We start from the raw sequence: 24,990 nt of genomic DNA, 5'->3' as shown, positions 1-24,990 counted from the left end.
GTCTTGTCACCTCCACGTGATCGGGGTGTTACCGCCAGGCATCGAAGATCAGCGCATCTCACGACATTTCCGGAAAGGAAATTCTGTGCGCCGATTCCCCCTGCTGGCCGCGGCGGCCGTGGCCACCGCCTGCGCGACCGCCCTCGCCGCCGCGCCCGCGCTGGCCGCCCCCTCCCCCTCCCCTGCCTCCACGCAGACCGCCACCACGCGGGCCACTCCGGCAGGTCCGACCAGGCCGGTCGAGGTCTTCGCCGAGGACGGCACCATCGCCCGCGCCGAGGTGCCCGCCTCCGCCGGGCCGAGGGCCCGCTCCCTCGCCACCGCCGCCGCGAGGCTCACCCCCGTCGAGGTCAACGGGCCGAGCGCGGACCGGATCGACCTGGTCTTCGTCGGCGACGGCTACACCGAGGCAGAACTCGGCCTCTACGCCGACCAGGTCGCCGCCAAGTGGGCGCTGCTGGCCAACCGGGAGCCCTTCAAGAGCTACCGCGGGCTGTTCAACGTCTGGCGGGTCGACATCCCCTCGCCCGTGTCCGGCGTGAGCGGCGACCCCGCGCGCGACGTGGTCAGGGACACCCCGCTCGGGATGACCTTCTGGTGCGACGGCCTGGAGCGGCTGCTCTGCGTGGACGAGGACCGCGCGAAGGCCTACGCGGCGCTGGCGCCCGGCGTGGACCAGATCGCGGCGATGGCCAACTCCGCCAAGTACGGCGGCGCGGGCTACACCGACGAGGAGATGGCGACCTTCTCCGGCGGCAACGAACGCGCCGGAGAGGTGCTGCCGCACGAGCTCGGCCACTCCCTGGGCGACCTGGCCGACGAGTACGACTACTACGCCTACCCGGGTGACGGCAGCCGCTACGACGGCCCCGAGTTCTCGGAGGTCAACGTCAGCGTCCGCGACGCCGGGCGGATGCGGGCCGAGCGGGCCAAGTGGTGGTACTGGCTCGGCGCGCCCAGCCCCGACGGCGACGTCGTCGGCGCCTACGAGGGCGGGTACTACACCCAGTACGGCGTCTACCGGCCCACCCCCAACTCGCTGATGAAGTCGCTCGGCCGCGAGTTCAACTCGGTCGGCAGGGAGAAGATGATCCAGTCGTTCTACGCGATCGCCCGCCCGATCGACTCCCACACGCCCAACGAGCGGCCGGTGGCGCGCAGGTCGACGCTCTCGGTGACCCTCGCCCCGGTCCCGACGCTGTCGGTCCGCTGGTACCGCGACGGCAGGGAGCACCGGCCCTGGCGGGGCCGTACCTCGGTGGACGTCATCGGCATGGGCAACGGCGGCACCGTCACCGCGGTCGTCACCGACGAGACCGCCGACGTCCGCGACCCCGGCTACCGGGAAGAGTTCCTGACACAGTCCGTCACCTGGACCGTCCGCGGCAACCACTGATACGCTCACCCAAGCGAGCGCTTGGTTTCGTACGGCCAGCCGTACCCGAAGCGCGGAACGGGACAACACGGAGACGACCGCCAGGGGACAGCCGATGAAGTTCTCGACCTTCCACCTCTTCCACCGGTTCGACGGCCAGAGCTTCAAGGACGTCTACGACTACCACCTTGAGCTGGTCGAGCTCGCCGAGGAACTGGGGTTTCACGGGGTGCGGCTGGCCGAGCACCACTTCCGCGACTACGGCGTGGTGCCGAACCTGTTCACGATGCTGTCCCACATGGCCGCGCGCACCGAGAGACTGCGGCTGGGGACCGGCATCGTGGTCCTCCCCCTGCACAACCCGGTCCACGTCGCCGAGGAGGCGGCCATGGTGGACATGCTCTCGGGTGGACGGCTGGAGCTGGGGATCGGCCGCGGCTACCAGAGCTTCGAGTTCGAGGGCTTCGGCATCGACCTGGCCGAGGCCCGCGACCGGTTCAACGAGGCCCTGGAGGTCGTGCTCGGCCTCTGGGGCAACCCGTCCTTCCGGCACGAGGGCAAGTTCTACCGGACCGGCACCGAGGTGGAGCTCGTCCCCCGGCCGGTCCAGGACCCGTTCCCGCCGATCCACGTGGCGGCCGTGTCCCCCGAGACGGTGACCATGTACGCCGAGCGCGGCCTGCCGATCCTGGCCGACCCGGCGGCGCCCTTCCGCAAGGTGGTCAAGGCCGCCGAGACCTGGCGGGAGACCGCGGAGCGGGCCGGGCACGACGTGGCCGCCTCGGAGCTGGTGGTCGCCCGCAGCGTCTACGTCGCCGCGACGGTCGAGCGGGCCCGCGAGGACCAGGCCAGGTTCGAGACGATGTTCGACCGGTCCCGGATCTTCAACGAGAAGAGCTCGCCGATCGACCCCCGGACCGGCAAGGCCGCCCAGGGCTTCGAGTACTACCAGGACCGCTACCTCAAGGGTGGCGCGGTCTCCAACGATTTCCGCTGGGAGCAGCTGGAGGTCATCGGCGACCCCGAGCGGGTGATCGGCCAGATCCGGCTGCTCGAGGACGCCGGCTTCGCCAACCTGCTCTGCGACTTCGGCAGCACGAGGCCGATGCCGCTGGAGGAGATGAAGAAGGTCATGCGGTTCTTCGCCGCCGAGGTCATGCCCGCTTTCAAGTGATCCGTCCCGTACGGCTCGGGCCGGCCGCACGCGGAAGGGCGCGAGCCGTACGCCCCCCAGCAGGAGGCGCGATGATCCACCGGTTGACCCTGTCCGACGTCCTCGCCGAGCACGCCCGCAGCCGCCCCCGGGTGACGGCGGTGGTGGACGGCGAGGTGCGGCTCACCTATCCCGAACTCGACGAGCGGGTCACCCGCCTGGCGGACGCGCTGGCCGCGCGGGGCGTCACGGCCGGCGACCGGGTGTTGTGGCTCGGCCGCAACGGCCATCCGGTGCTGGAGCTGCTGCTCGCCTCCTCCCGGCTCGGCGCGATCTTCTGCCCGGCCAACTGGCGGCAGTCCACCGACGAGCTGTCCTTCGTCGTGGACGACCTCACCCCGAAAGTCGTCGTCTGGGAGCGGTCCGAGGCCGCCGCCCCCCTGAGCGACGACGGCTGGATCCTCGCGGGCGACGGCTACGAGGCCTTCCTGTCGAGCGGCTCCCCCGCCGCCCACCGGGATGACGCCGCGGACGCCCTCCCGGGCGACCCCGCCGGCGCCCGCGCGGAGGTGCCCGGAGGACCCCTCACGGGCGGGCCCCTCACGGGCGGGCCCCTCACGGGTGGGCCCGCGCATCCGGCGGAGCCCGGCGACGACACGCTCCCGGTGCTCGCGCTCTACACCGCCGCCTTCGACGGCCGGCCGAACGCGGCCCTGCTCAGCAGCGCCGCGCTGGTCGCGCACAGCACCGCGCTGCTGGTGGTCCGCCAGATGGAGGACGGCTTCACCTTCCTGAACAACGGCCCGCTGTTCCACGTGGGCACGATGATGTTCTGCCTGGCCACCCTGCAGATCGGCGGGACGAACGTGTTCACCCCGGCGTTCGACGCCGAGGAGGTCTGCCGCCTGATCGACGCGGAGAAGGTCACCCAGGCGTTCCTGTTCGGCCAGATGATCGACGCGGTGACGGACGCGAACAAGGACGGCAAATACGACCTGACATCGCTCCGCTTCGTCTCCCACTCGGCCGAGTGGGACGCGATGACGACGGTGGACGACTCCCCCTGGTGCCGGTCCAAGATGGGCGGCTACGGCCAGACCGAGGTGGGCGGCATGCTGACCTTCCTCGGCCTGGCCCCGGGCGCCGCCGGATTCGCCGGACGGCCGTCGCCACTGGTGCAGGTACGGCTGCTCTCCGCCGACGGGAGCGAGGTGCCGTCCGGGGAGGTGGGCGAGATCTGCGCCCGCGGCAAGTCGCTTTTCTCCGGATATTTCAACAGACCTGAGCTCAATGCGGAGAAGACACGCGGCGGCTGGCACCACACCGGCGATCTCGGCCGCCGCGAGCCCGACGGCACGATCACCTTCATCGGCCCCAGGCTCCGCATGATCAAGTCCGGCAACGAGAACGTCTACCCGGCCGAGGTCGAGCGGGTGCTGAAGACCCACCCCGCGGTCGCCGACGCCGCCGTCATCGGCGTCCCCGACGACCGGTGGCACCAGGCCGTGAAGGCCGTCGTGGTCCTCAAGGGCGAGGCCACGGCCGAGGACGTCGTCGAACACGTCCGCACCCGGCTCGCCTCGTACAAGAAGCCCAGGCACGTCGACTTCGTCGAGGCCATCCCCAGGAAGGGCTTCGCCCCCGACTACGACGCCCTCGACGCCGCCCACGGCGGCGGCGGCTACCCCGGCTCCTGAACCGGCGGCAGCCGTCCCCGGCTCCCGAACCGGGGACGGCTGCTCCGGCCCCTGAACCCGGCGCGGCCGCCCCCGGGCCGCCCCTCCGTACGCCCCCCGGGCCGCCCCTCCCCCTCCGTACGCCCCCCCGGAATCGGCCACCCGCGACCAGCCGCGCTCACCGGCCGGAAACCGCGGCCGTCCCCCGCATACCCCGGCCCCCGGAACGGCCACCGGCGATCAGCCGCGGCCCCGCAGGACCCACCCCGCGCCAAAGACGAACCCGTCGAGGCAGCCTTCGGCGGGACGCGGCTGGGCGGGCGGAAACGATCGAGGGCCGGGATCCAGCCGGATCCGGAGGGCTACGCCTGCCTGCCCATCAGACCAATGGGGCATGCGACTCCGGTGCCTGCCAACGTGATGTGGCCGGTGACGTAGGGAAGTCAGCCGGGTACCAGCGTGAAGGCGGCGACATGCGCGGGCCGGACCACGGAGAAGTCCCTGGCATCCAAGGTGAACACCTCGGTGATGCGAAGACGCTCGGCGACGGCGGCTACCGAGGCGTCAGCCGATCCCAGCGGAAGATCTGAATAACGCTCTACCAGGTCGGCGATGCGGTCGAGATCATCGTCCCTGAGATCAACCAGGTGAAAGACTCCAGACCTCAGCGAGCGCAGGAAGCCGGCCTCCACCTTGGCTCCGCCGATCTTGCCCAGCATGTAGGAGGCCTCGCCGGCCACAAAAGTCGGAACAAGAAGCTCACGTCGTTCTCTACGGAACTGGTTGAACACCTCAACACAGACATCGTGCTTACGGTCATTCCGGATGGCAGCGGCAACAATGGGGCCGGTGTCAACGACGATCACACTTCGCGACCATACCCCTGGTGCAAGATCTCCTCAGCGCGTTCCGCGATATCGTCCTGCTCGGTGGTCACCGACCCGAACCAGGCAGGCGGCCACTCCTGGCCCGACTCTCCCTCACCGGAGTGGACGAGACGCAGGGTATGCGCGCGCACCTCATGAAGCTGGTCCGGCGTCAGCCGGTCAACCAGCCGATGCATGTCCTCGTACTCTTCGGGAGCAGCGGTCATAGCCGAAGTCTACGCCAGCCGACCTGGAAAGCACCGATCTACCAGCACACTTGCGTCGGAACGGCGCGTTCGAAGCCGGTTACCCGAAGAGGGCCGGCCTCGCGGCCTACCTGGACCGCCGGAAGGGCGATGACGAAGTTGTACAGACGGATACCGCTCACGCCCAGAAGCCGGGCACGAGCCGTATCGGTGAAGTCGGCGTCACTTCTCTGTCGACGCCAGGCCCGTCTGGCAGGCGGCCCACTCGGACGGGCCACCTGGCTTGACGTCGGTGCCACCCATACCGCGGTAACCACTACGTGCACATGACACGAGACGCGTCCTCGATCTCGTGTTCAGAGCCGTTCGGGCAAGAGAGTGAACGCGTCCACATGCCGGGGGCGCACGACGGTGAAATGACGGCGATCGAGCGTGGCAACCTCGGTCAGGCCAAGCCGCTCAGCCACCGCGATCACGGAGGCGTCGACAACACCCAGCGGAAGGTCGGCGTATACCTCCACAAGCTCGCTCATCCGGTCAAGATCCTCGGCGGTGACGTCGGCCAGAACCAGCCCAGCACGAAAGGAGCTGAGAAACGCCGCCTCCGCCTTGCTCCCCTGCCGTCTCTCTATGAGCTGGCAGACTTCCGTAACGACCGTCGTGGGAACGAGAAGCGGACCGGGATGGCTCCGCAGAAGCCTGGCACAGGATTCGTGATACCGGTCCCGGATGTTGACCGCTGCAACCAAAGGCCCCGAATCGATGACGATCACAAAGAGTGATTGTCCTCCGAGCGCAAGATCTCTTCAGAGCGTTCCGCGAAATCCGGCTCGGCCTCAAGCGTCCCGATGAACGGCAGGTCACGGACGACGGGCCGCTCGTCGAACTGGTCACGCACAAGGCGAAGCAGAGGGGCCACCTTCTCCTCGGGCAGGCAGTCCACCAGGTGGTGCAGTTCCTCGCGCATCACGCTCATGCATCGAGTGTAACCAGGCGGTGCTCAGCACACGGGGTCTCACCGCGATGCGGGCCGAGCGATGGAACGACACGCATGCGAGGACCGGCGGTGCCGGAGAGCTACTCCTCGGCCGGGACCAGGCCCGCCCGGCAGGTGCCCCACTCGGACGGGTCACGGTGCCTACCGACGTGATGTGGCCGGTCAGCGGAGTTCGTACGCGATCTGCTCACGGATCTCGTCCGGCAGTCCCTTGTACGTGGCCAGTCGTGTCAGAGCCGCACGACTCCCGGGCACGGCCCCGGTGCAGCGGAGTGCCCACACGGCCTTCTCCGCGGCCATCCCCCGCTGCACGTACAGCTCCGCGAGCTCCACGAGCCAGGGCGTGAGCGCCTTTTCGTCATCGACCATGAGGCCGCACCAGTGCAGGGTCTGCTCGGCGATCCAGGCGACGATGCGCCGGGTCCAGATCTCCTCGAAGTCCGCGGTGTCGATGCCCTGGCGGCCGCACTCGGCCTTGGCATCGGCCATGCGCTCGGCGGTGACGTGCCGGGCGTAGGGCATGCGTTCGCGCAGAACGGCCCGGATCCCGGTCCACCCGGGATACTCGTCGTCCTCGCAATCCCAGACGATCGGCTCCTCCGGGGGTTCGGGTGAGGCGAGCATGGCCCGGGGCAGGCATGCTTCGAGCACGGCCTGCGCGTAGGTCAGATTCTTCTCGCTCTCCTCTGTTTCCGGTGGCCAGACGAAGCCTGAGCCCCAGGAGAACGGGTAGGCCCGGACAACGTCCGGCAGCAGCGGTGTTCCGTCCGAACATGCCAAGCTCACCGCTTCCGCCCCATATAAGGCCTCCAGATATAAGGGCGCCAGGGCGCCGAGGCGGAGGCCCCAACACCATCGAACCATTTCCCCATCGAGGAAATGCCTTATCAGCGGGCACACTAGACGACCATGACGCAGACCTTGCCGATCAGTTGGTGGGACAGGGCCTGGCACATCGCCGCGTATGCCGCCCTGATCGCGGCGACTGGTAGCGCGGCCGTCCTGCTTGTCACCGGCAATCTCGATGCGGGGCGGAGCCTGTGGCCTGACCCGAACGACTTCCAGCTGGTCGGGGTGTGGCGCATGGCGGCCGTCCTGGCCCATACCGCCGGTAGCAGTGTGGGGCACGTGTGCGCGATGTTGGCCGGTCTGCTGGCCGCGCACTGGACCAGGCTCGAGGCAGGGCGGACCGGTGTTGTCACGGCACTCGGCGCCGGTGCCGGACTGGGCCTGGTGAACCTGGTGTCGGCGTCGTGGACGGCGGCTCCTCTCCTGCGCGAGCTGGCTTCCTCCCCGGGCCTGATGAACTCCGACGGCATGGTGGTCATCGAGCCGGACCTCCAGCACCATGGCTCAGTCCTTGCCGGAATGGTCGTGGTTTTCGTGGCGATCATGATTGCTGCGGGCCTTGGATTCACGGTGGCTCACGTGAGGCCGCTCAGCAAACTCGTGCTGATCCTGGTATCTCTCGCCCTCATACCCATCGTCCATTTCCTCCTACCTGTCGTACTGGTTTCGCCGCCCCTGTGACCGGGACCGCACCAACCGGTCGAGGCCAAGAGGGGGCGCCGCCGGGACCGCGGTAATCATCGAGGTGCTCAACACCTGCGGCCGGCCGGTCTCATGGACCTCGCCACCTGGCTGGAGCAGGAAGGCAGGAGCGGGTCCGAAGCCCTGACCGTCGGCGGGGCACACGCGGAGGCTACGCAACCGGGCGTCTTCGATGGCGTGCGGACACGGCACCGCCCGCGACCACACTCACTTCCCTCTCCAGCCGGAAAGGTCCAGCCCGTTCCGCGGCGGGAACGTGTCACTGGCTGGTGAAGCGGGTGGGCCGCACGACGAGAACCACCCTGCGCCCGGCGTCGCCGACCGGCGCTTCGTAGTCCAGCCCGTAGCGCTTGGCCAGCACGTCGAAGAAGGCTCCCTCGGGGTCGGGGTCGACCCGCTCGACAGTGCCGCGGACCTCCAGGTAGCGGTACGGCTGGTCCGGGTCGTTGATGGAGATGGCCACGTGAGGGCGAGCGCTCGCGTTGCGCCCCTTCTGCCGGTCGGTCGTGGTGGTGAAGCGCAGGAACTCCCCGTCCCAGATGGCCCACACCGGCGTCACCTGCGGGGTGCCGTCGGGCATCAGGGTCGCCAGGTGCGCGTAGAGGGGGCGGGCCAGCAGGTCGAGGTGGCTCTCTGGAATCACGGTCATGAGGGCACACTATCAAAGCTTTGATAGACATAAATTATTTTATGTGAAGGATGACTTGTAAGCTCCGCTCATGGACATGCCTGCGGAGGAGCGGCTCGGTCTGCCCGTGAAACGCGCCGAGCAGCGGCTCATGGCGGCCAAGCAGGCGGCGGTGAAGACCGCGGGGCTGACCGTGCCGCAATACGCCGCCCTGCTGGTGCTGGCCGACAACCCGGGCATTTCCGCGGCCGCCCTGGCCAGGGAGTGCCTCGTCACTCCGCAGGCGATGACCGTCGTGCTGAAAAACCTGCTGGGGCACGGCCTGATCGAACGCGGCCCGCATCAGTGGCATCGCACGATGCTGGAGACCCACCTCACCGACGCGGGGCGCGAGGCGCTGCGCACCGCGGACGCGGCGGCCGTGGTCATCGAGCGCAGGATCGCCGACGCCTTCACCCCGGACGAACGCGACTCCCTCCGAGATCTGCTCGCCCGCTTCACCCAGGCGATCTAGGACCTGTCGGGGGTTCGGATCACGAGGTTTCGCCAGACCGGCCCGGCCGCGGGCCCGTGGAGACCGCCGGGCCGGGAGCACCCCGACTGGTGATCCAGGTTGCTCCCCTGCCCGGTACGTCATCGACGGACAGGCCGGAAAAGGAGTGACAGGCGATGCGAGTTGACCAGTCGTCACCGGCCGATGCCCGGGGCCAGACGGAGGACGCGGCCCGCCGACTCGCGTCGGCGCTGCGCCGAGCTCTGACCGGGACCGGTGGGCGGGCATCGGGGGACCCGCGGCACCCGGGAGCGGAATTCGACGAGGAGTACGCCCGGTTCATGGAGCACGCGCCCCAGGCGCTGAGCTCGCCGACCGACCGGGCGGCCGATCAAGCAGCCCGCCTCTTCAAGGCGGCCGCCACGCACGCCGCGGCCGAGCAGGGCGCGGGCGACACCGTCCGGCGCATAGCGGACAGGTGAGCGACCATGGGCCTGGAACTACCCGCTGGGCTGGCGTCGCTGCACGGCTTGCTGAGGGATGACGCGCCGTGACCGGATCCCGACGAGGACGAGCGCCTGCTGTCGGCCCGCGCCTACGAGAACGCGGTCAAGCAGGCCGAAGCCGACCGCCGGAACGCCGGGGAGGTGCCACTGACCGTGAGCGAGAGGCAGCGGATCGGGGAACAGGGCGGGCAGGCGGAGATAGCCCGGCGAATGCGCCACTCCCCCTATCCGCAGAAGTACGGCGACGCGTGGGACAGACGCTTCCTCAGGATGCCCATCGAGAAGTTGTACTGAGAGGCGCTCGCGGCCGCAGGTACCACGCTGTGCCCGCCCGCCCGCCGGCCCCGGACTCCGGACCGAAGCCGTAAATCCTATATTATTTTCTATGTTATGTTGATCGCGTGTCCACTACCGACTCGGCCGCAGGAGCGGTACACGCGCCGGCGGCCTCGCACGCATCGCGGGAAAGGGCCGTCACCGTCACCGGTGACGTCGCGCCGGACTCGCTCGGCACGGTACTTCCGCACGAGCATCTCCTGAGCGATTTCCGCACGCCCGGCGATACGGACGAGTCATGGGCGGCGGCGGGGCGCGTACGCCCCGTGACCGCGAGCCGGCTCCGGCTCTACCGCGCACCGCTCACGATGGACCTGCTCGGCGAGGTCGGCATGGGTGCGCCCAACAGGGACAACCGGCTACTCGGCGACGGGGAGCTCTCCGCGGACGAGGCCGCCGCGTTCAAGCTCGCCGGCGGCGACACGCTGGTGGATGTCACGACCATCGGTCTCGGTCGTGATCCGACCGGCCTGCGCCGGATCTCCGAGGTGACCGGCCTCAACATCGTCATGGGCTCGGGGTGGTACCACCCGGCGTGGGTCGAAGGACTCGCCGGCCGCGATGCCGGGAGCCTCACCGAAGAGATCGTCCGGGACCTCACCGAGGGCGTGGACGGGGTGCGTGCGGGCATCATCGGCGAGCTCGCGGCACTCGATCCGGAAGTACCCGCCGAGCGCGCCGTCCTCGTCGCGGCGGCACGGGCGTCGGCGGCCACGGGCGCCCCGATCTCGCTCGGCCGTTCCGGCGACCCTGCCACCCAGCAGCGTGTACTCGACCTGCTCGCCGAAGAGGGCGCGGACCTCACGTGCGTCGCCGTCGGCCACTGCGACGCGCTCTCCCCGCGCCCCGACGAACTCGAACCGCTCCTCGGTCGCGGGGTGTTCGTGCAGTTCGACCAGCTCGGCCGGCTGCCCTCGGTACTGAGCGTGTCCGACGACCAGGACGTCGCCACGGCCGTACTCGAACTCGCCCACCGGGGCCACGCCGAGCGGATCCTCCTGTCCCAGGACGTCTCCACCAAGTCGCAGCTCCTCAGCTACGGCGGTGGCGGCTACGGCTTCATCCTCCGGCAGTTCGTTCCGTACCTGAAGATGCTCGGCGCCGACGATGCCCTCATCGAGTCCGTCACCGTGCGGAACCCGCAGCGACTCCTCACCATCCCGACCCCGAAGGCGGATTCGTGAGCCGCTATCCCTTCGAGATCCCGGACATCGCCGGTAAGGCTCTCACCGTCGCGGGCCCCGTGGACCCGTCGACGCTCGGGGAGACGCTCATGCACGAGCACATCTTCGTCGACCTGAGGCGACCGCCGCGGTTCCGCCGTCCGGGCGAGGATGCCCCCGAGGCCGCCGAGCCGCTCACGCTCGCCAACCTCGCGCGTGCGCGTCACGGAGGCCCGAGCGCCGACAACGACCTGATGGGCGACTTCGACGAGATGCTCTCGGAGGTGCTCGCCTTCGCCCGCACCGGAGGAAGCACGATGGTCGAGGTCTCCCCCATCGGTGTCGGGAGAGATCCCGAGTCGCTCCTGCGGCTTTCCCGTGAGAGCGGGCTCAACATCGTCATGGGCGGAGGCTGGTACACCCCGACCTTCCACCCGGCGGACATGGACGGGCGCGGCGTCGACGAACTCACCGACGTCATCGTCCACGACATCGCGATCGGCGCCGACGGCACCGGCATCCGCTCGGGCATCATCGGCGAGGTCGGCGCGGAGTCGGTGCCGCTGACCGGCAACGAGCTCAAGAGCGTGCGCGCGAGCGGGCGCGCGAGCAGGGTCACGGGCGCTCCCGTCACTTTCCATTTCGGCGGCGTCGGCGAGGAGAAGTTCCGGGTGCTCGACATCCTCGAGGAGGAAGGCGTCGCTCCATCGAACATCGTCATGGGACACGGCATGGACGTCCTCATGGACCCGTCATTCGCCGAACGCCTCCTCGCTCGCGGTGTCTTCGTGGAGTTCGACTTCTTGGCCTCGCCCGGGAGCCCGTGGGGCCACCTCGTCCTCACGAGCGACCACAAGGTCATCCGGGGCATCGCGGACCTGGTCGAACAGGGCTACGCGTCCCAGATCGTGCTCGGCCACGATGTGTGCCAGAAGATCCAGCTCAAGAAGTACGGCGGCAAGGGGTACGACTACATCCCGCGGTACTTCCTGCCCGCCCTGCGCCACCTCGGCGTGAGCGAGGAGGCCATCCACGCGATCATGGTCGAGAATCCGGCGCGGGCGCTCACCTTCGCGCAACCGCGGTAATCAGGATCACACAGCCACCAGGGGAAACCCGGGCCGCCCCGCGCCGCATCGCCGGCAACCGGCTCCTCCGCACCCTCCGCACCCTCTGCGCCTTCCGCGCCTTCCGCGCCCTCCGCGCCCTCCGCACCCTCCGCGCCCGCCACGCTCTCCCCGGCTGACCCGGCCGCCCCGGCGCCGCACCCCCTCCGCGCGCCCGGCGACGGGAGGCCCGCAGCCGGTACGGAGATCTCGGCACCCGGACCCCCTCTTGACGGCCATATTTCTAAGAAGTTAAATCAAGCATCGAAATAAGGCGTTGATTTACAACGAGTCATGAGTCGCGCCCTGCCTGGCTGTTGGACCTTCCACCCCCCGGATCCTGTGTGGAGACAAGCATGAGAGGTCTATCCCGTCCTGCCGCTTTATGGACCGCTTCAGCGGTCGTGGCGGCTCTGATCGCGGTACCGTCCGGTCCCGCCCTCGCGGACACGTTGTTGTCGCAGGGCAAGACCGCGACGGCCTCGTCGTCCGAGAACGCCGGCACCGGCCCTGCCCTGGCGGTCGACGGCGACACCGGCACCCGCTGGTCCAGCGCGAGCACCGACTCCCAGTGGCTCCAGGTGGACCTGGGGGCCTCGGCCGGCATCAGCAAGGTGGTGCTGAACTGGGAGGCCGCCTACGGCAGCGGCTACAAGGTCCAGGCGTCCGAGGACGGAAGCACGTGGACGGACCTGAAGACCGTCACCGGCGGCGACGGCGGTACCGACACGTGGGACGTCACCGGCAGCGGCCGGTACGTCCGGATGCTCGGCGTCACGCGGGCCACCGGTTACGGCTACTCCCTGTGGGAGTTCCAGGTCTTCGGCACCGGCTCGGGCACCGGAGAGCAGTGCGGGACCGCCAACGCCGCGCTGAACAGGCCCTCCGCCGCGTCGTCGGCCGAGAACGGCGGCACCCCCGCGAAGAACGCCTTCGACGGCGACAACGGGACCCGCTGGTCCAGCGCGGCCAGTGACCCGCAGTGGGTCCGGGTGGACCTCGGCTCGGTCCAGGACGTCTGCGGGATCGACCTGAGGTGGGAGGCCGCGTACGGGACCGCCTTCAAGCTCCAGGCGTCGGACGACGGCAACACCTGGAACGACCTGAGGTCCGTCACGGGCGCCACCGGCGGCACGCAGTCGTACGACGTGAGCGGCTCCGGCCGGTACGTACGGATGCTCGGCACCGCGCGGGCCACCGGCTACGGCTACTCCCTGTGGGAGTTCGGCGTGCGCGTCGCCTCGGACGGGCCGCAGCTGCCCGGCGGCGGGGACCTGGGCCCGAACGTCCACGTCTTCGACCCGTCCATGTCCAGCGCCGGCATCCAGAGCCGGCTGGACACGGTCTTCGACCAGCAGGAGTCGGCCCAGTTCGGCACCGGCCGACACGCCTTCCTGTTCAAGCCCGGCTCCTACAACGTGAACGCCGACATCGGCTTCTACACCTCGATCGCCGGCCTGGGGCAGTCGCCGGACGACGTCACCATCAACGGCGGCGTGACCGTCGACGCGGGCTGGTTCAACGGCAACGCGACCCAGAACTTCTGGCGCTCGGCGGAGAACCTGTCGATCCAGCCGACCGGCGGCACCAACCGGTGGGCGGTCTCCCAGGCCGCCCCGTTCCGCCGGATGCACATCAAGGGCGCGCTGAACCTGGCGCCCACCGGCTACGGCTGGGCCAGCGGCGGCTACATCGCCGACAGCAAGGTCGACGGCGCCGTCGGCCCCTACTCGCAGCAGCAGTGGTACACCCGTGACAGTTCGGTCGGCGGCTGGGTCAACGGCGTGTGGAACATGGTGTTCTCCGGAGTGGAGGGCGCCCCCGCCACCTCCTTCGCCGACAAGTCCTACACCACGCTGAACAGCACGCCGATCAGCCGCGAGAAGCCGTACCTCTACGTGGACGGCGCCGGCGCCTACCGGGTGTTCGTCCCGTCCAAGCGGACCGACGCGCGCGGCGCGAGCTGGGCGAACGGCCCCACCCCCGGCAGTTCGATCCCGCTCGGCCAGTTCTACGTCGCCAAGCCGGGCGACTCGGCCGCGACCATCAACGCCGCGCTCGCCCAGGGCCTGAACCTGCTCCTCACCCCGGGCATCTACACCGTCAACCAGGCGATCAACGTGACCCGGCCGAACACCGTGGTCCTGGGGCTCGGACTGGCCACACTGATCCCGGCCAACGGGGTCAGCGCGATCAAGGTGGCCGACGTGGACGGCGTGAAGCTCGCCGGGTTCCTGATCGACGCGGGCACCCAGAAGTCCGACGTGCTCGTGGAGGTCGGCCCGCAGGGATCGAGCGCCGACCACGCCGCCAACCCGACCTCGCTGCAGGACGTGTTCGTCCGGATCGGCGGCGCGTTCGCCGGCAACGCCACCACCAGCGTCGTGGTCAACAGCGACGACGTGATCATCGATCACACCTGGCTGTGGCGCGGCGACCACGGTGCGGGCATCGGCTGGAACGTCAACACCGCCGAGACCGGCCTGGTGGTCAACGGTGACGACGTGCTGGCCACGGGCCTGTTCGTCGAGCACTACCGCAAGTACGACGTGGAATGGTACGGCGAGCGCGGCCGGACGATCTTCTTCCAGAACGAGAAGGCGTACGACCCGCCGAACCAGGCGGCCTACATGAACGGCACCACCAAGGGGTGGGCGGCCTACAAGGTAGGCAACGCGGTCAACGCACATGAGGGCTGGGGCCTCGGCAGCTACGTCTACTTCAACGTCGACCCGACGATCGAGGTGGAGAACGGGTTCGAGGCTCCGGTGAAGCCGGGCGTCAGGTTCCACAGCCTGCTCACCGTGTCCCTCGGCGGCAACGGCCGGGTCAACCACGTGATCAACGGCACGGGTGGCCCCGCCTCCGGCACGGCGACGATCCCGTCGAAGCTCGTCTCCTACCCGTGAGGTCCTGAACCCGCCTGATCGGCGATGATCACAGCGCTCTCCTCGCCGATCAGGCGTTCCACCCGCACACCGCGTGTCAGCCGCCCAGCTCCGCCCAGAAAGCGAGCTTGTGGTCGGCGGCGTAGTCGACGGGCCCGACCGCGCCCGGCTCCAGGGACTGGGTGTGCGGGACCGGGGCCGCCAGGTCGAAGCGTTCCCAGCGGGGCAGGCCGGAGCCGTTGGGGTCGCCGGTGCGGGCGAAGTTGGTCCAGTAGTCGATCATCTGGTCGGCCAGCCCCCGCTGGGCGGGGTCGAGGGAGGCCTTCTCCTCGGTGAACAGGTACGGCAGCTCGCCCGCGTGGAAGGCCCCGAAGGGGAAGTCCGTCTCCAGGGGCAGGAACATCGGGGCCTCGCGGTCGGCGAACTGGTAGGCGTAGACCGGCGCCTTCCTCGCGAGGCTCCGGTTCTGCTCGAAGGTCCCGCGGGCCCACATGCGGTCGGTGATCGCGGCGGCCCAGGCCAGCCCCGGCGAGCCGTACTCGGCGGCCGGGTACTCCGCGCCCACCTTGGCCGCGTCCTCGCCGAACGCGGTGGCCAGCAGCTTGCGGTACAGCTTGGCGGTGATCGGCTTGCCGGCCGCGTCGTACAGCATGCCGGCGAAGAGCCGGTGCTCGTCGCGGGTGCCTCCGGAGATCACCGGCACCCTGTGGGCGCGGCCCGCGCGCAGCTCGTCGGCCGGCGGTCGCGGGAGCGTCTCGCCGCCGTAGGCGTAGGTCTGGAACATGTTCATGATCTGCGGCACCTTGAGGATCCGCTCCACGGGCAGGGCCCGCAGACAGGCGAGATCCTTGCAGCCGAGCTGCGGGGCCACGTACGTCCCCATCCCCTGGATCTCCTCCTCGGTCCGCCAGGAGTAGTACGGGTAGGCGGGGACGCCCTCGCCCATGCTCCCGGCGAGCATGTCCATCATGCCCTCGCCGCTCTGCATGACGGCCCGGTCGAACAGGCCCTTCGCCCCCGGTGAGGTCAGGTGCCCGCTGATGCTCAGGGCGCCCCACGAGACGCCGAACACCGTCACGTTCGCCGGGTCGCCGCCGAACGCGGCGGCGTTGCGGCGCACCCAGCGCATGGCCGCCTGCTGGTCCTGCAGGCCGTACGTGCCCGACCCCTTGAGCCCCGGATAGCCGAACCCTCCGAAGATCCCGAGGCGGTAGTTGATCGTGACGACCACCACGTCCCCCCGGGTGGCGATCCGGCGCACGTCGCTGAGGTCTCCGGACCCCAGCGCGCCGTCGCCGTGGATCCACACCATCACCGGCTTCTTCGTGCCGGGGGTGCGGGGCACGGTCACGTTGAGGAAGAGGCAGTCCTCGTCGGTGCTGGCCGTCTCGGCGTAGTCGCTGCCCACCTGCGGGCACATGCTGCCCGGTCCGGTGGCGTCCCTGGTGCCGGTCCACGCCTTCACCGGCCGGGGCGAGTTCCAGCGGAGGTCGCCCACCGGCGGGGCGGCGTACGGGATCCCCTGGAAGATCCGGTGCTCGCCGGTCACCGTCCCGCGCACGGTTCCCGCGTCGGTCCGGGCGACCCCCTCGTCAACCGCCGGCGGTGCCGGCCTGGCGTTCCACTCCGGCGCGGCGGAGCACGCCGGCAGCAGGAGCGTGGCCGCCAGCGCGGCCCCCATCAGTTTTCTGCTCATGCCCTCCACGGTGTCAAGGCCCCGGCGGCTCCGGCAGATCCATCGATCCAGGCTCGTTCAGGACAAAAGTCCTCTCCGGCGTGCCGTGAGCGCCGCCGTCCCGGGGCCGCTCCGCTCAGACGGTCTTGACGGATCCGCCGTCGACGAGGTGGTCGGTGCCGGTGATGCCGGCGGCGTGGGGGGAGGCGAGGTGGACGACCATGGCGGCCACCTCGGCCGGCTCGACGAAGCGGCCGATGGTCATGCCCGTCCAGGCCGGGAGCTGGGCCAGCACCTGCTCGTGCTCCATCCCCATCGACCTGGCGAGCTCCGCGCCGTACCCGGCCGGGTCCTCCCACATGGCGGTGCGCACCGGGCCGGGCGAGACGGTGTTGACCCGCACCCCTTGGGGGCCGAACTCCTCGGCGAGGGCCTTGCCGAGCGCGGTCAGCGCCGCCTTCGCGGTGGTGTAGGCGACGGGCCCCGCGTGCGGCAGCCGGGCACCGTTGGAGGAGATGTTGACGATGCTCCCCCGGCTCCGCAGGAGGCTGGGCAGCGCCGCCCGGGTGGTGCGGACCGCGCTGAGGAAGTTGAGGTCGAACGCCTGCCGCCACCCCTCGTCGTCGAAGCCGAGGAATCCGCCCAGCTGCCCCTCGCCCCCGTCGCCGCCGCCGACGTTGTTGACGAGCAGGTCGATCTCGCCCAGCTCCGCCAGCGCCTCGGCGACCAGCAGCGCCGGGCCGTCCGGGGTGGACAGGTCCACCGGTACGGCGGTCGCGCCGGTCTCCTTCAGCTCCGGCGAGGCCGTGCGCGCGCCGGCCACCACCCGCATCCCCTCGGCGGCGAGCGCGGCCACGATCGCCAGCCCGATCCCCCGGCTGGCCCCGGTCACCACAGCGGTCTTGCCGGTCAGTCGCATGTCCATGAGGGCTCTTCCCATCAGTTGCATCGATTAAGACGCACTGAACGTACTATCTGCAACATCAATGTTGCAACTAAGAATGAAAAGGCATCTCTGGTGTAGTCTTCGGTCCATGGCAAAAGGGGAAGCGGCGACGGCGGGCGGGGCGGCGGGCCACGGCGGCCGGGCGCGGCGGGCGGACGCCGAGCGGACCGTGCTGACGATCCTGGAGGCGGCCGAACGGGTCCTGAGCAGGAATCCCACCGCGACCATGGAGCAGATCGCCGAGGCCGCCGGCGTCGCCCGCACCACCGTCCACCGCCGGTTCGCCTCCCGGGAGGCGCTCGTCGACGCCATGACGGCCTGGGCCACCCGCCAGTTCGGCGCGGCCGTGGACGCCGCCCACTCCTCGACCGCCCCGCCACTGGTCGTCCTCCACCAGGTGACCGCGAACGTCCTCCGGATAAAGATCGACTGGGGGTTCGCCATGGGCCGGGCCTCGGAAGGGGATCCCGAGGTCGCCCGCGTCCACGCCGCCGTGCTGGACAAGTGCGACCAGATGTTCCACCGCGCGCAGGAGGCCGGTGTCCTGCGCGCCGACGCGGACCTGTCCTGGACCCGGCGCGTCTACTACGCCCTCATCCACGAGGCGGCGCGGAGCGAGGGCGACGCCGACACCCTCGCCGTCCGGGTGCTGGACACCCTGTTCCGGGGCGTCGGCACCGATCGCGTCCGCTGAGCGGCACGCGAGAAACACCCCGGGCGGCGCGCCGGACGGCATGCGGAACGGCGGGGGGCGGTCCCGCCGGGCGCGGTGCCGTCCGGGGCCCGATCCGGCGGGACCCCTGACCCGTCAGAGGATCGCCAGCGGGTTGATGGGGCTGCCGGTGCCCCCCTCGATCCGGAGGGGGGCGGCGACGAAGACGAAGTCCTTGCCCGCCCGGCCCGCGCACGCCGCGCCCAGCTCCTCCAGCCGGAGCATCTCGGCCAGATGGACGCCGTGCCGCCAGAGCAGGATCATGTGGAGGTCGTCCTCCAGGCCCTCGTCGGCGAGCTGGCGGGCGTTGAGGCCGCCGATGGCGGCGTTGTCGGAGGCGACCACGGCGACGTCGCGGGAGGCGAGCCAGCGGCCCGCGCCGGCGGACAGGCCCGGCTGTCCGGACCAGTACTCCTCGGGAGAGCTGTCCCAGACCAGGGGCCAGCCGGTGCGGACGACGGCCACGTCGCCGGGCCGTACGTCGTCGTGGATCTCGCGCAGCAGGCCGGCGGAGATACGGAAGTCCACCGGAAGGTGGTCCAGGCCCAGGTGACGGGGGACGTCGAAGAGGACCGCGCGGGCCACGACGCCTCCGACGGTCTCGATGCCGCACCGGGCCGCGCCGTACGACCTGACCCGGGCGGCGGGGTGGCCGTTGTAGAGCTCCTCCCCCGACCACATGTGGCACAGGGCGTCCATGTGGGTCGTGGTGCCGTGGTGGGTGACGATGACGGCGTCGTCGGCCACGCGGAGGCCGGCCCCGACGGGACGGGTCCCGGCCGCGTAGTCGCCGCCGTCGACCGACATGAAGTGCTGCGGCAGCGGGCGTCCGCGCAGGTGGGGGACTGTCGTGGGGGCGGCGGAGGAGGTGGCTCCCCTGATGGGCATGGCCAGGCTGATCACCTGGCCGGTGGCGGCCGAGGCCAGGGCGGCGAGGACCGTGGCGGGGGTCAGCAGGTTCAGGGTGCCGCGCTGGTCGTCTGGGCCGAAACGGCCCCAGTTGTTAGGCTCGGTGACCAAGCAAGTGCTCACTTTCAAAAGGGACGGGTCATGACGGTGGTTCACGGGCAGTGCGATCCCCGGTTCTCCCGGGTGCGCGAGGTGTTCGGCAGGCACTTCGCCGAGGGTGAGGAGCTGGGGGCGGCGTTCACGGTCTTCCTGGACGGCGAGCCGGTCGTGGACCTGTGGGGAGGGGTCGCCGACCGGCACAGCGGGCGGCCCTGGGAGCGCGGCACCCCGGCGCTGACGTACTCGTGCACCAAGGCGGTCACCGCGACGGCGGCGCTGCTGCTGGCCGAGCGCGGGCTGCTCGACGTCACCGCGCCGGTCGCCGACGTGTGGCCGGAGTTCGCCCGCCACGGCAAGGAGCGGATCACCGTCGAGCACCTGTTCACCCACCAGGCGGGGCTGCCCACGATCGAGACACCGGTCCCGCCGGAGGAGTTCGAGGACCAGGCCGCCATCGCGGACCGGCTGGCCGGGCAGGCGCCGATCTGGGAGCCGGGCACCGCGCACGGCTACCACGCGCTGACGTACGGATTCCTCCTCGGCGAGGTGATCCGCCGGGTCTCGGGCAAGTCCCCGGGCGAGTTCGTGGCCGCCGAGATCGCCGAGCCGCTGGGGCTCGAACTCTGGTTCGGCGCTCCGGAGGAGGTGGCGGCACGGGCGGCGCGGCTGTCCGCCGGGAGACGGCAGGGGCCCGCCGAGGCCGGGGCGGCACCCGCCGGGGCCGCCGCGGACGCCGTCCCGCGGGTGTCCGCGGCGGCCGAGCTGCCGGGGCGGGGCAACCCCGTGGAGGAGATGTCCAGAGCCGTGCTCGACAGGGACAGCCTGATGAACCGGGCCCTGGGCAACCCGCCGATCCACCGGCTGCAGGGGGGCGCCAACCACCCGGTCATCCTGCGCTCGGGCTGGCCGGCGATAGGGGTTGTGGCCACCGCCCGGGGCCTGGCCGGGTTCTACCGCGACCTGGTCGCCGGGCGGATCCTGCGTCCGGAGACGCTGGAGGACGCCCTCCGGAGACGGGTCACCGGCCCGGACAGGGTGCTGATCATCGACAGCTCCTTCGGCCTCGGCTACATGCGCCCCGCCCTGACCTTCCTCACCCCCTCCAAGGGCGCGGAGACCGCGTTCGGCCACACCGGCCTGGGCGGGTTCCTGGGACTCGGCGACGTCGAGCACGGCCTGGGCATGGGTTACACGATGAACAAGATGGCGGACGCGGTCTCGGGCAGCCTCCGCGCCTACCGCCTCGCCGAGGCCGTCTACGGCTCCATCTAGCCTCAATGCATCGTGATGCCGCCGCTGACCGACAGGACCTGGCCCGTGATGTAGGCGGCCCTGTCGGTGCAGAGGTAGGCGACCAGGCCCGCCACGTCCTCGGGGACGCCGAGGCGGCGCAGCGGGACGCTCCGGGCGAGCTTGTCGACCAGTCCCGGCTTCTCGGCGTCCACCCGGCGGAGCATCGGGGTGTCGGTGGGTCCCGGGCAGACCACGTTCGAGGTCACCTGTGCCCGGGCCGCCTCGCGGGCGAGGGTCTTGGCCAGACCGAACAGCCCCGCCTTGGTCGCGGCGTACGCGCCCTCGCCGCCGGACCCGGCCCGCGCGCCGTCGGAGGAGATGAAGACCAGGCGCCCCCAGCCGCGCTCGGTCATCCCGGGCAGCAGGAGCCGGGTGAGGAGCATCGGGCCGCGCAGGTTGACCTGCCACATCAGGTCCCAGGCCGCCGGGTCGCTGCCGACGAACGGCTCGACGACCGACACTCCCGCGTTGTGCACCAGGATGTCCACCGGCCCGGCGTCCCCGCAGAACTCCGTGACGGATCCCGGGTCGGCCAGGTCCACCCGCAGCGCTCTGGCCGGTGCCCTGGGCCCGCTCGGCGCCCCGACCCGCGTGCCCAGCCCCAGCGACTCGCTGTTCAGCTCGTCGGCGAGCGCGGTGGCGCCCTGCCCATCCACGTCGGCCACGACGATCCGGGCGCCGAGCGAGGCGAGGTCGCGGCAGATGGCCGCGCCGATCGCGCCGGCTCCGCCGGTGACCACCGCGGTGCGGCCGTCCAGCCGCAGGCCCTCCATCACCGCCAGACCTCCACGAGGTCGGCGGCGGTCACCCGCGCGGCCAGCAGGCCGACGGTGTTGTCCAGTACGGCCTGCGCGTAGTCGTCGGGGGTCCCGGCCACCGCGTCGGTCACCACCGCCACCCGGTAGCCGAGATTGACGGCCTCCAGGGCGAGGCCGGGGATGCCGAGGTTGAGGGAGAGCCCGACCGCGACGACGGCCGAGACGCCGAGCGAGCGCAGGGTCATGTCCAGTGAGGTTCCGGTGAAGGGGGAGAAACCGTGGTAGCGGCGCGACTCCAGGTCGGCCGGGTCGAGCAGCGCGGGCAGGACCTCGATCGCCCCGGTGCCCTCCAGCATGTGCGCGGGGTCCTTGAGCAGGGCGGTGATGAACGGGCAGTTGCCGGTGTGCGACCCGGCCCGGTCGGCGCGGAAGGCCGCGGTGCAGTGGATCACCGGAATTCCGGCCGCGCGAGCCGCCGCGAGGACCGAGGACGCGTTGGCCACCACGTCCCGCCGCGCGCACACCTCCACCAGATCCGGAAATTTCGCTAGATCGCCGACGACCCCGCGCTGCATCTCCATCACCAGCACCGCGCTGTGCCCCGGTGCGGCCAGTGACCTCAGATCGATCGGCATCCGACCTCCAAACACCCGAGCGCTTGCTTGGTATCGTCAGAGCCTAACACGAGGGCCGGCCGGTACCCCGGGGACGACAGTCGCGTCACTCTCCGGCAAAGTTCGCGAACCGTGACAACCGATGGTGGGGGTGAGACCGTCGAACAAGCGACGGCGCTCGGAGGGGGACTGAATTGGTTCCGGGATACCACGAGGTGCGAGAGCTCGGCGCCGGGGGCAGCGGCCGGGTGGTGCTGGCCACCTACGCCTCCACCGGCGCCTACGTGGCCATCAAGTACCTGAACGCGGCCATGAGGGACGACCCCTGGTTCGTGGCGCGCTTCCGCGAGGAGGCGCGCGTCATGGTGGAGCTGCGCGACCCGAACATCGTCCGGTTCTACGAGTACTACGAGGACGTGCTCGAAGCCGCGATCGTGATGGAGCTGGTGGACGGGGTCGCTCTCAGGAGGATCCTGTCCGGGCACGGCAGCACGAGCCCCGAGGCCGCCCTCGTCGTGCTCAAGGGCTCCCTCACGGGCCTGGCGTCCGCGCACGCCGCCGGGATCGCGCACCGCGACTACAAGCCGGAGAACGTGCTGGTCCAGGCGGACGGCACCAGCAAGCTGGCGGACTTCGGCATCGCCGCCCGGATCGGGGAGCCGGGCACACCCTCCGGCACCCCGTCCTACATGGCGCCCGAGCAGTGGGCCGGGGAGCCGGCCGGCGCGGCGGGCGACGTCTACGCGGCCACGTGCGTGTTCTTCGAGTGCCTCACCGGGCGCAGGCCGTACGAGGCCGACCATCCCGCCGCGCTCATGCGGCGGCACCGGACGGCGCCGATCCCGCTGGAGGCGGTGCCGAGCTCGGTGCGGGGGCTGGTCGCCCGGGGCATGGCCAAGGACCCGGCGGACCGGCCGCCGACGGCACGGGCGTTCGTCGCGGACCTGGAGGTGGCCGCGCTGTCGGCCTACGGGCCGGAGTGGGAGCAGCGCGGGCGGCGGCACCTGGCAGAGCTGGCCACGCTACTGGCACTGACGTTCCCGCTGGCCAAGCCCTCCCCCCGGGTGAGCACCTCGGTCGCGCGGAGCGTGGTCGGCCGGATGGGCGGGATACGCCGCCCCCGGCTGGGCCCGCGGGTCATGGCCGGGGCTGCCGTGATCACCGTCGCGGTCACCGTCGGCCTGGTCGCCGCCAACCGGGCACCCGACCGGCTCTCCGCCGACACGATCTTCACTCCGGCGCCGCGCTCCCCCGAGGCCGGGGACACGCCGGCACCTCCCGGGAGGACCTCCCACGCAAGGACGTCCCCCGGGAAGGACGCCGGATCCCCGCCACCGGAGCCGGTCACCACCCCCGGGCCGTCCCGGCGCGCCGTCACCGGCCGGACCGTGCCGTCCTCGGCGAGCACCGACCGGCCTCCCACCTCGGAGAGCACCGGCCCGCGCCGCCCCACCCCGGCCCCGTCGAGGACTCCCCCGAGGACTGCGGCCCCGTCCCCCACCGGGACCCCGCCGCCCGCGCACGCGGTCAGCGGCCTGGCGATCACCGGGATCACCGCCGGCGGCGCCACGATCGGCCTGCGGGCCTCCACCACGGCGAACGTCGTGCTGACCGTCGGGTTCGCCGAGGGGCGGACCCCCGACCGGCTCACCGAGTCGCCCCCGCGCAGCCTCACCCTCGCCGGGGCCGGCGCCTACTCCCCCGCCGTCCCGCACACCTTCACACCCCCGGCCTGCGGGCAGACCCTCTACCGGCGGGTCACGGTCTCCACCTCGCCCCAGGCGGCCGGCGGCCCGCGCACCCGCACGGCGGAGGTCAGGGGCGACCCGTGCCCGGCCCCCTCGGTCGAGAGCGTGGACATCGTCTCCTTCGACGGCACCACCGTCCGCTTCCGCGTCCGGACCGGCGGCACCTCGGCGGTGACCGTGAAGCTGGGGTCCGCCCAGAAGGTCGTCGGCGGCGAAGGGGGGTTCACCAGCGCCGTCCGGACGCTGGAGCTGTCCGGCCGGACCGACTACGCGCGCGAGGTCGCCGTGGAGTTCGCCGACCTCCCGGCGTGCGGCGAGTACGTCCAGCGGGTGGTGACCGTCGCCACCGTCCCCGGCGGCGACATGCGCTCCCGCGACGTGAGGCTCCCCCTCCCCTCCTGCGAGCCGGATCCGGACCCGGGCCCCTCCGCGCCGGACCGGCCCTCCGAGGACGGGCCGGGCCCGGACGGATCCGCCGAAGGCGGCATCTTGTGAGTCAACCAAGCGTGCGCTAGCTTGGCGATCGATGACCAGTGACACGCTCACCTACTGGGATGCCTGCCGTCGCGGCGAGTTGGTCATTCAACGCTGTACGGCCTGCGCCCGGCGGGTGCACCTGCCCGCCCCCGACTGCCCCCACTGCGGCGGCACCGACCTCCCCTACGAGCCCGTCTCGGGTGAGGGCTCCGTGCACACGTTCACCGTGGTGCACCGCTCGTTCGTGCCCGAGTTCCGGGGGCGGGAGCCGTACGTGCTGGCCTGGATCGACCTGCCCGAGGGGGTGAGGGCGTTCGGCCGGATCGTGGACTGCGCACCGGAGCGGGTGCGGATCGGCATGCCGGTGTGCGTGACTTTCGTCGACGACCTACCTCACTGGAGACCGACATGACCAAGCTCGGCAACATCCTGATCCCCGTGGACGACCTGGACAAGGCGATCGCCCTCTACTCCGGCGCACTCGGCCTGGCGGTGCGGTTCCGCGACGGCGACCGGTTCGCGGCCCTGGACGGAGGGGGCACCACGGTCGCGCTGGTCGCGGCCGGGGAACGGGTGACGGGAGAGGTCACCGCGCCGTCCTACAAGGTAGGCGACGTCGCGGCGGCCCTACGGGAGCTGACCGGGGCGGGCGCGGAGGTGGTGCGCGAGCCCGAGACCGGGCCGCACGAGATCAGAGCCGTCCTCCGTGACCCGTCGGGAAACGTCTTCGTCCTCTACTCCTCCCTCTGACCCCTCCGAGTACTCCTCCCTCTGACCCCTCCGAGCCCCTCTGACCCACCCCTGAGCAGCCCCCT

At 71.0% G+C, this 24,990-nt stretch carries 26 protein-coding genes; 15 read left to right on the top strand and 11 right to left on the bottom strand.

Features of this window, described 5'->3' with window-relative positions:
* Positions 1–85 precede the first annotated feature (85 nt).
* The 3 genes from SROS_RS09760 (at position 86) to SROS_RS09750 (ending at position 4,225) form a co-directional block, all read left to right on the top strand.
* Positions 86–1,396 (top strand): M64 family metallopeptidase, encoded by a 1,311-nt coding sequence (locus SROS_RS09760; RefSeq protein WP_012888751.1) that lies wholly within the window; start codon positions 86–88, stop codon positions 1,394–1,396.
* Between the two features lie 94 nt (positions 1,397–1,490).
* The gene (locus SROS_RS09755; protein WP_012888750.1) at positions 1,491–2,549 is read left to right on the top strand and encodes an LLM class flavin-dependent oxidoreductase; all 1,059 of its coding nucleotides are present in this window, start codon (positions 1,491–1,493) and stop codon (positions 2,547–2,549) included.
* Between the two features lie 71 nt (positions 2,550–2,620).
* A complete protein-coding gene (locus SROS_RS09750) occupies positions 2,621–4,225 on the top strand; it encodes an AMP-binding protein (RefSeq protein WP_012888749.1) in 1,605 nt (534 codons plus the stop codon).
* A gap of 422 nt (positions 4,226–4,647) precedes the next feature.
* On the opposite strand, the gene SROS_RS09745 is transcribed toward SROS_RS09750, so the two are convergent.
* The 5 genes from SROS_RS09745 to SROS_RS09725 form a co-directional block, all read right to left on the bottom strand.
* Positions 4,648–5,070, bottom strand: a complete 423-nt coding sequence (locus SROS_RS09745; protein WP_012888748.1) for a type II toxin-antitoxin system VapC family toxin — start codon at positions 5,068–5,070, stop codon at positions 4,648–4,650.
* Complete coding sequence (locus SROS_RS09740; protein ID WP_012888747.1) at positions 5,067–5,297, bottom strand: hypothetical protein; 231 nt, start codon at positions 5,295–5,297, stop codon at positions 5,067–5,069. Before SROS_RS09740 ends, SROS_RS09745 begins: the two co-directional genes overlap by 4 nt.
* Positions 5,298–5,632: 335 nt before the next feature.
* A complete protein-coding gene (locus SROS_RS09735) occupies positions 5,633–6,049 on the bottom strand; it encodes a type II toxin-antitoxin system VapC family toxin (protein ID WP_012888746.1) in 417 nt (138 codons plus the stop codon).
* Positions 6,046–6,252: a hypothetical protein gene (locus tag SROS_RS09730; protein WP_012888745.1), complete on the bottom strand. Its 207-nt coding sequence runs from the start codon at positions 6,250–6,252 to the stop codon at positions 6,046–6,048. The genes SROS_RS09735 and SROS_RS09730 overlap by 4 nt, the downstream gene beginning before the upstream one ends.
* Before the next feature lie 183 nt (positions 6,253–6,435).
* Positions 6,436–7,059, bottom strand: a complete 624-nt coding sequence (locus SROS_RS09725; RefSeq protein WP_043651692.1) for a hypothetical protein — start codon at positions 7,057–7,059, stop codon at positions 6,436–6,438.
* A gap of 123 nt (positions 7,060–7,182) precedes the next feature.
* On the opposite strand from SROS_RS09725, the gene SROS_RS09720 reads away from it, so the two are divergent.
* Positions 7,183–7,803 carry a hypothetical protein gene (locus tag SROS_RS09720; protein ID WP_012888743.1) on the top strand — a complete coding sequence of 207 codons (621 nt, stop codon included), beginning with the start codon at positions 7,183–7,185 and terminating at the stop codon, positions 7,801–7,803.
* Between the two features lie 280 nt (positions 7,804–8,083).
* On the opposite strand, the gene SROS_RS09715 is transcribed toward SROS_RS09720, so the two are convergent.
* Complete coding sequence (locus SROS_RS09715; protein WP_012888742.1) at positions 8,084–8,473, bottom strand: PPOX class F420-dependent oxidoreductase; 390 nt, start codon at positions 8,471–8,473, stop codon at positions 8,084–8,086.
* A 70-nt stretch (positions 8,474–8,543) separates the two neighbouring features.
* Here SROS_RS09715 and SROS_RS09710 point away from each other — a divergent pair, with 70 nt between their 5' ends.
* From SROS_RS09710 to SROS_RS09690, 6 genes are all read left to right on the top strand, one after another.
* Complete coding sequence (locus tag SROS_RS09710) at positions 8,544–8,966, top strand: MarR family winged helix-turn-helix transcriptional regulator (protein ID WP_012888741.1); 423 nt, start codon at positions 8,544–8,546, stop codon at positions 8,964–8,966.
* Between the two features lie 155 nt (positions 8,967–9,121).
* Positions 9,122–9,427 (top strand): hypothetical protein, encoded by a 306-nt coding sequence (locus SROS_RS09705; RefSeq protein ID WP_012888740.1) that lies wholly within the window; start codon positions 9,122–9,124, stop codon positions 9,425–9,427.
* A 177-nt stretch (positions 9,428–9,604) separates the two neighbouring features.
* Positions 9,605–9,745, top strand: coding sequence for a hypothetical protein (locus SROS_RS50855; RefSeq protein ID WP_012888739.1), 141 nt, complete (start codon positions 9,605–9,607; stop codon positions 9,743–9,745).
* A gap of 107 nt (positions 9,746–9,852) precedes the next feature.
* Entirely contained in the window at positions 9,853–10,971 is a 1,119-nt protein-coding gene (locus SROS_RS09700) for a phosphotriesterase family protein (RefSeq protein ID WP_012888738.1), read from the top strand.
* Positions 10,968–12,038 carry a phosphotriesterase family protein gene (locus SROS_RS09695; protein WP_012888737.1) on the top strand — a complete coding sequence of 357 codons (1,071 nt, stop codon included), beginning with the start codon at positions 10,968–10,970 and terminating at the stop codon, positions 12,036–12,038. Before SROS_RS09700 ends, SROS_RS09695 begins: the two co-directional genes overlap by 4 nt.
* Positions 12,039–12,460: 422 nt before the next feature.
* Entirely contained in the window at positions 12,461–14,965 is a 2,505-nt protein-coding gene (locus SROS_RS09690; RefSeq protein WP_245564596.1) for a discoidin domain-containing protein, read from the top strand.
* A gap of 76 nt (positions 14,966–15,041) precedes the next feature.
* Here the strand turns inward: SROS_RS09690 and SROS_RS09685 are convergent, their stop codons facing one another.
* Together SROS_RS09685 and SROS_RS09680 are read right to left on the bottom strand one after the other, a co-directional pair.
* Positions 15,042–16,640, bottom strand: a complete 1,599-nt coding sequence (locus tag SROS_RS09685; protein WP_218919826.1) for a carboxylesterase/lipase family protein — start codon at positions 16,638–16,640, stop codon at positions 15,042–15,044.
* A gap of 115 nt (positions 16,641–16,755) precedes the next feature.
* Positions 16,756–17,544: an SDR family NAD(P)-dependent oxidoreductase gene (locus SROS_RS09680; protein ID WP_012888734.1), complete on the bottom strand. Its 789-nt coding sequence runs from the start codon at positions 17,542–17,544 to the stop codon at positions 16,756–16,758.
* A 109-nt stretch (positions 17,545–17,653) separates the two neighbouring features.
* On the opposite strand from SROS_RS09680, the gene SROS_RS09675 reads away from it, so the two are divergent.
* Complete coding sequence (locus tag SROS_RS09675; RefSeq protein ID WP_012888733.1) at positions 17,654–18,259, top strand: TetR/AcrR family transcriptional regulator; 606 nt, start codon at positions 17,654–17,656, stop codon at positions 18,257–18,259.
* Positions 18,260–18,373: 114 nt separating this feature from the next.
* On the opposite strand, the gene SROS_RS09670 is transcribed toward SROS_RS09675, so the two are convergent.
* A complete protein-coding gene (locus tag SROS_RS09670) occupies positions 18,374–19,297 on the bottom strand; it encodes a cyclase family protein (protein ID WP_012888732.1) in 924 nt (307 codons plus the stop codon).
* Positions 19,298–19,327: 30 nt separating this feature from the next.
* Here SROS_RS09670 and SROS_RS09665 point away from each other — a divergent pair, with 30 nt between their 5' ends.
* Complete coding sequence (locus tag SROS_RS09665) at positions 19,328–20,557, top strand: serine hydrolase domain-containing protein (RefSeq protein WP_012888731.1); 1,230 nt, start codon at positions 19,328–19,330, stop codon at positions 20,555–20,557.
* A gap of 2 nt (positions 20,558–20,559) precedes the next feature.
* On the opposite strand, the gene SROS_RS09660 is transcribed toward SROS_RS09665, so the two are convergent.
* Positions 20,560–21,351 (bottom strand): SDR family NAD(P)-dependent oxidoreductase, encoded by a 792-nt coding sequence (locus tag SROS_RS09660; RefSeq protein WP_012888730.1) that lies wholly within the window; start codon positions 21,349–21,351, stop codon positions 20,560–20,562.
* On the bottom strand, positions 21,351–21,971 hold the full coding sequence (locus SROS_RS09655; protein ID WP_012888729.1) for a cysteine hydrolase family protein: 621 nt from the start codon (positions 21,969–21,971) through the stop codon (positions 21,351–21,353). Before SROS_RS09655 ends, SROS_RS09660 begins: the two co-directional genes overlap by 1 nt.
* Positions 21,972–22,144: 173 nt before the next feature.
* On the opposite strand from SROS_RS09655, the gene SROS_RS09650 reads away from it, so the two are divergent.
* The 3 genes from SROS_RS09650 to SROS_RS09640 are packed head-to-tail and all read left to right on the top strand — an operon-like array spanning position 22,145 to position 24,925.
* A complete protein-coding gene (locus SROS_RS09650) occupies positions 22,145–24,193 on the top strand; it encodes a serine/threonine-protein kinase (RefSeq protein WP_012888728.1) in 2,049 nt (682 codons plus the stop codon).
* 31 nt (positions 24,194–24,224) lie between these two features.
* A complete protein-coding gene (locus SROS_RS09645; protein ID WP_012888727.1) occupies positions 24,225–24,587 on the top strand; it encodes a Zn-ribbon domain-containing OB-fold protein in 363 nt (120 codons plus the stop codon).
* A complete protein-coding gene (locus tag SROS_RS09640) occupies positions 24,584–24,925 on the top strand; it encodes a VOC family protein (RefSeq protein ID WP_012888726.1) in 342 nt (113 codons plus the stop codon). The genes SROS_RS09645 and SROS_RS09640 overlap by 4 nt, the downstream gene beginning before the upstream one ends.
* Positions 24,926–24,990: the final 65 nt, after the last annotated feature.

The organism is Streptosporangium roseum DSM 43021, assembly GCF_000024865.1.
GTDB classification, from domain to species: Bacteria; Actinomycetota; Actinomycetes; order Streptosporangiales; family Streptosporangiaceae; genus Streptosporangium; species Streptosporangium roseum.
This window is presented reverse-complemented; position numbering and strand designations above follow the sequence as displayed.

Coding starts and splice junctions, on each gene's coding strand:
- SROS_RS09755 (WP_012888750.1), top strand. CDS start 1,491: ATGAAGTTCTCGACCTTCCACCTCTTCCACCGGTTCGACGGCCAGAGC.
- SROS_RS09750 (WP_012888749.1), top strand. CDS start 2,621: ATGATCCACCGGTTGACCCTGTCCGACGTCCTCGCCGAGCACGCCCGC.
- SROS_RS09740 (WP_012888747.1), bottom strand. CDS start 5,297: ATGACCGCTGCTCCCGAAGAGTACGAGGACATGCATCGGCTGGTTGAC.
- SROS_RS09730 (WP_012888745.1), bottom strand. CDS start 6,252: ATGAGCGTGATGCGCGAGGAACTGCACCACCTGGTGGACTGCCTGCCC.
- SROS_RS09720 (WP_012888743.1), top strand. CDS start 7,183: ATGACGCAGACCTTGCCGATCAGTTGGTGGGACAGGGCCTGGCACATC.
- SROS_RS09715 (WP_012888742.1), bottom strand. CDS start 8,473: ATGACCGTGATTCCAGAGAGCCACCTCGACCTGCTGGCCCGCCCCCTC.
- SROS_RS09710 (WP_012888741.1), top strand. CDS start 8,544: ATGGACATGCCTGCGGAGGAGCGGCTCGGTCTGCCCGTGAAACGCGCC.
- SROS_RS09705 (WP_012888740.1), top strand. CDS start 9,122: ATGCGAGTTGACCAGTCGTCACCGGCCGATGCCCGGGGCCAGACGGAG.
- SROS_RS09685 (WP_218919826.1), bottom strand. CDS start 16,640: ATGAGCAGAAAACTGATGGGGGCCGCGCTGGCGGCCACGCTCCTGCTG.
- SROS_RS09680 (WP_012888734.1), bottom strand. CDS start 17,544: ATGGACATGCGACTGACCGGCAAGACCGCTGTGGTGACCGGGGCCAGC.
- SROS_RS09675 (WP_012888733.1), top strand. CDS start 17,654: ATGGCAAAAGGGGAAGCGGCGACGGCGGGCGGGGCGGCGGGCCACGGC.
- SROS_RS09665 (WP_012888731.1), top strand. CDS start 19,328: ATGACGGTGGTTCACGGGCAGTGCGATCCCCGGTTCTCCCGGGTGCGC.
- SROS_RS09660 (WP_012888730.1), bottom strand. CDS start 21,351: ATGGAGGGCCTGCGGCTGGACGGCCGCACCGCGGTGGTCACCGGCGGA.
- SROS_RS09655 (WP_012888729.1), bottom strand. CDS start 21,971: ATGCCGATCGATCTGAGGTCACTGGCCGCACCGGGGCACAGCGCGGTG.
- SROS_RS09645 (WP_012888727.1), top strand. CDS start 24,225: ATGACCAGTGACACGCTCACCTACTGGGATGCCTGCCGTCGCGGCGAG.
- SROS_RS09640 (WP_012888726.1), top strand. CDS start 24,584: ATGACCAAGCTCGGCAACATCCTGATCCCCGTGGACGACCTGGACAAG.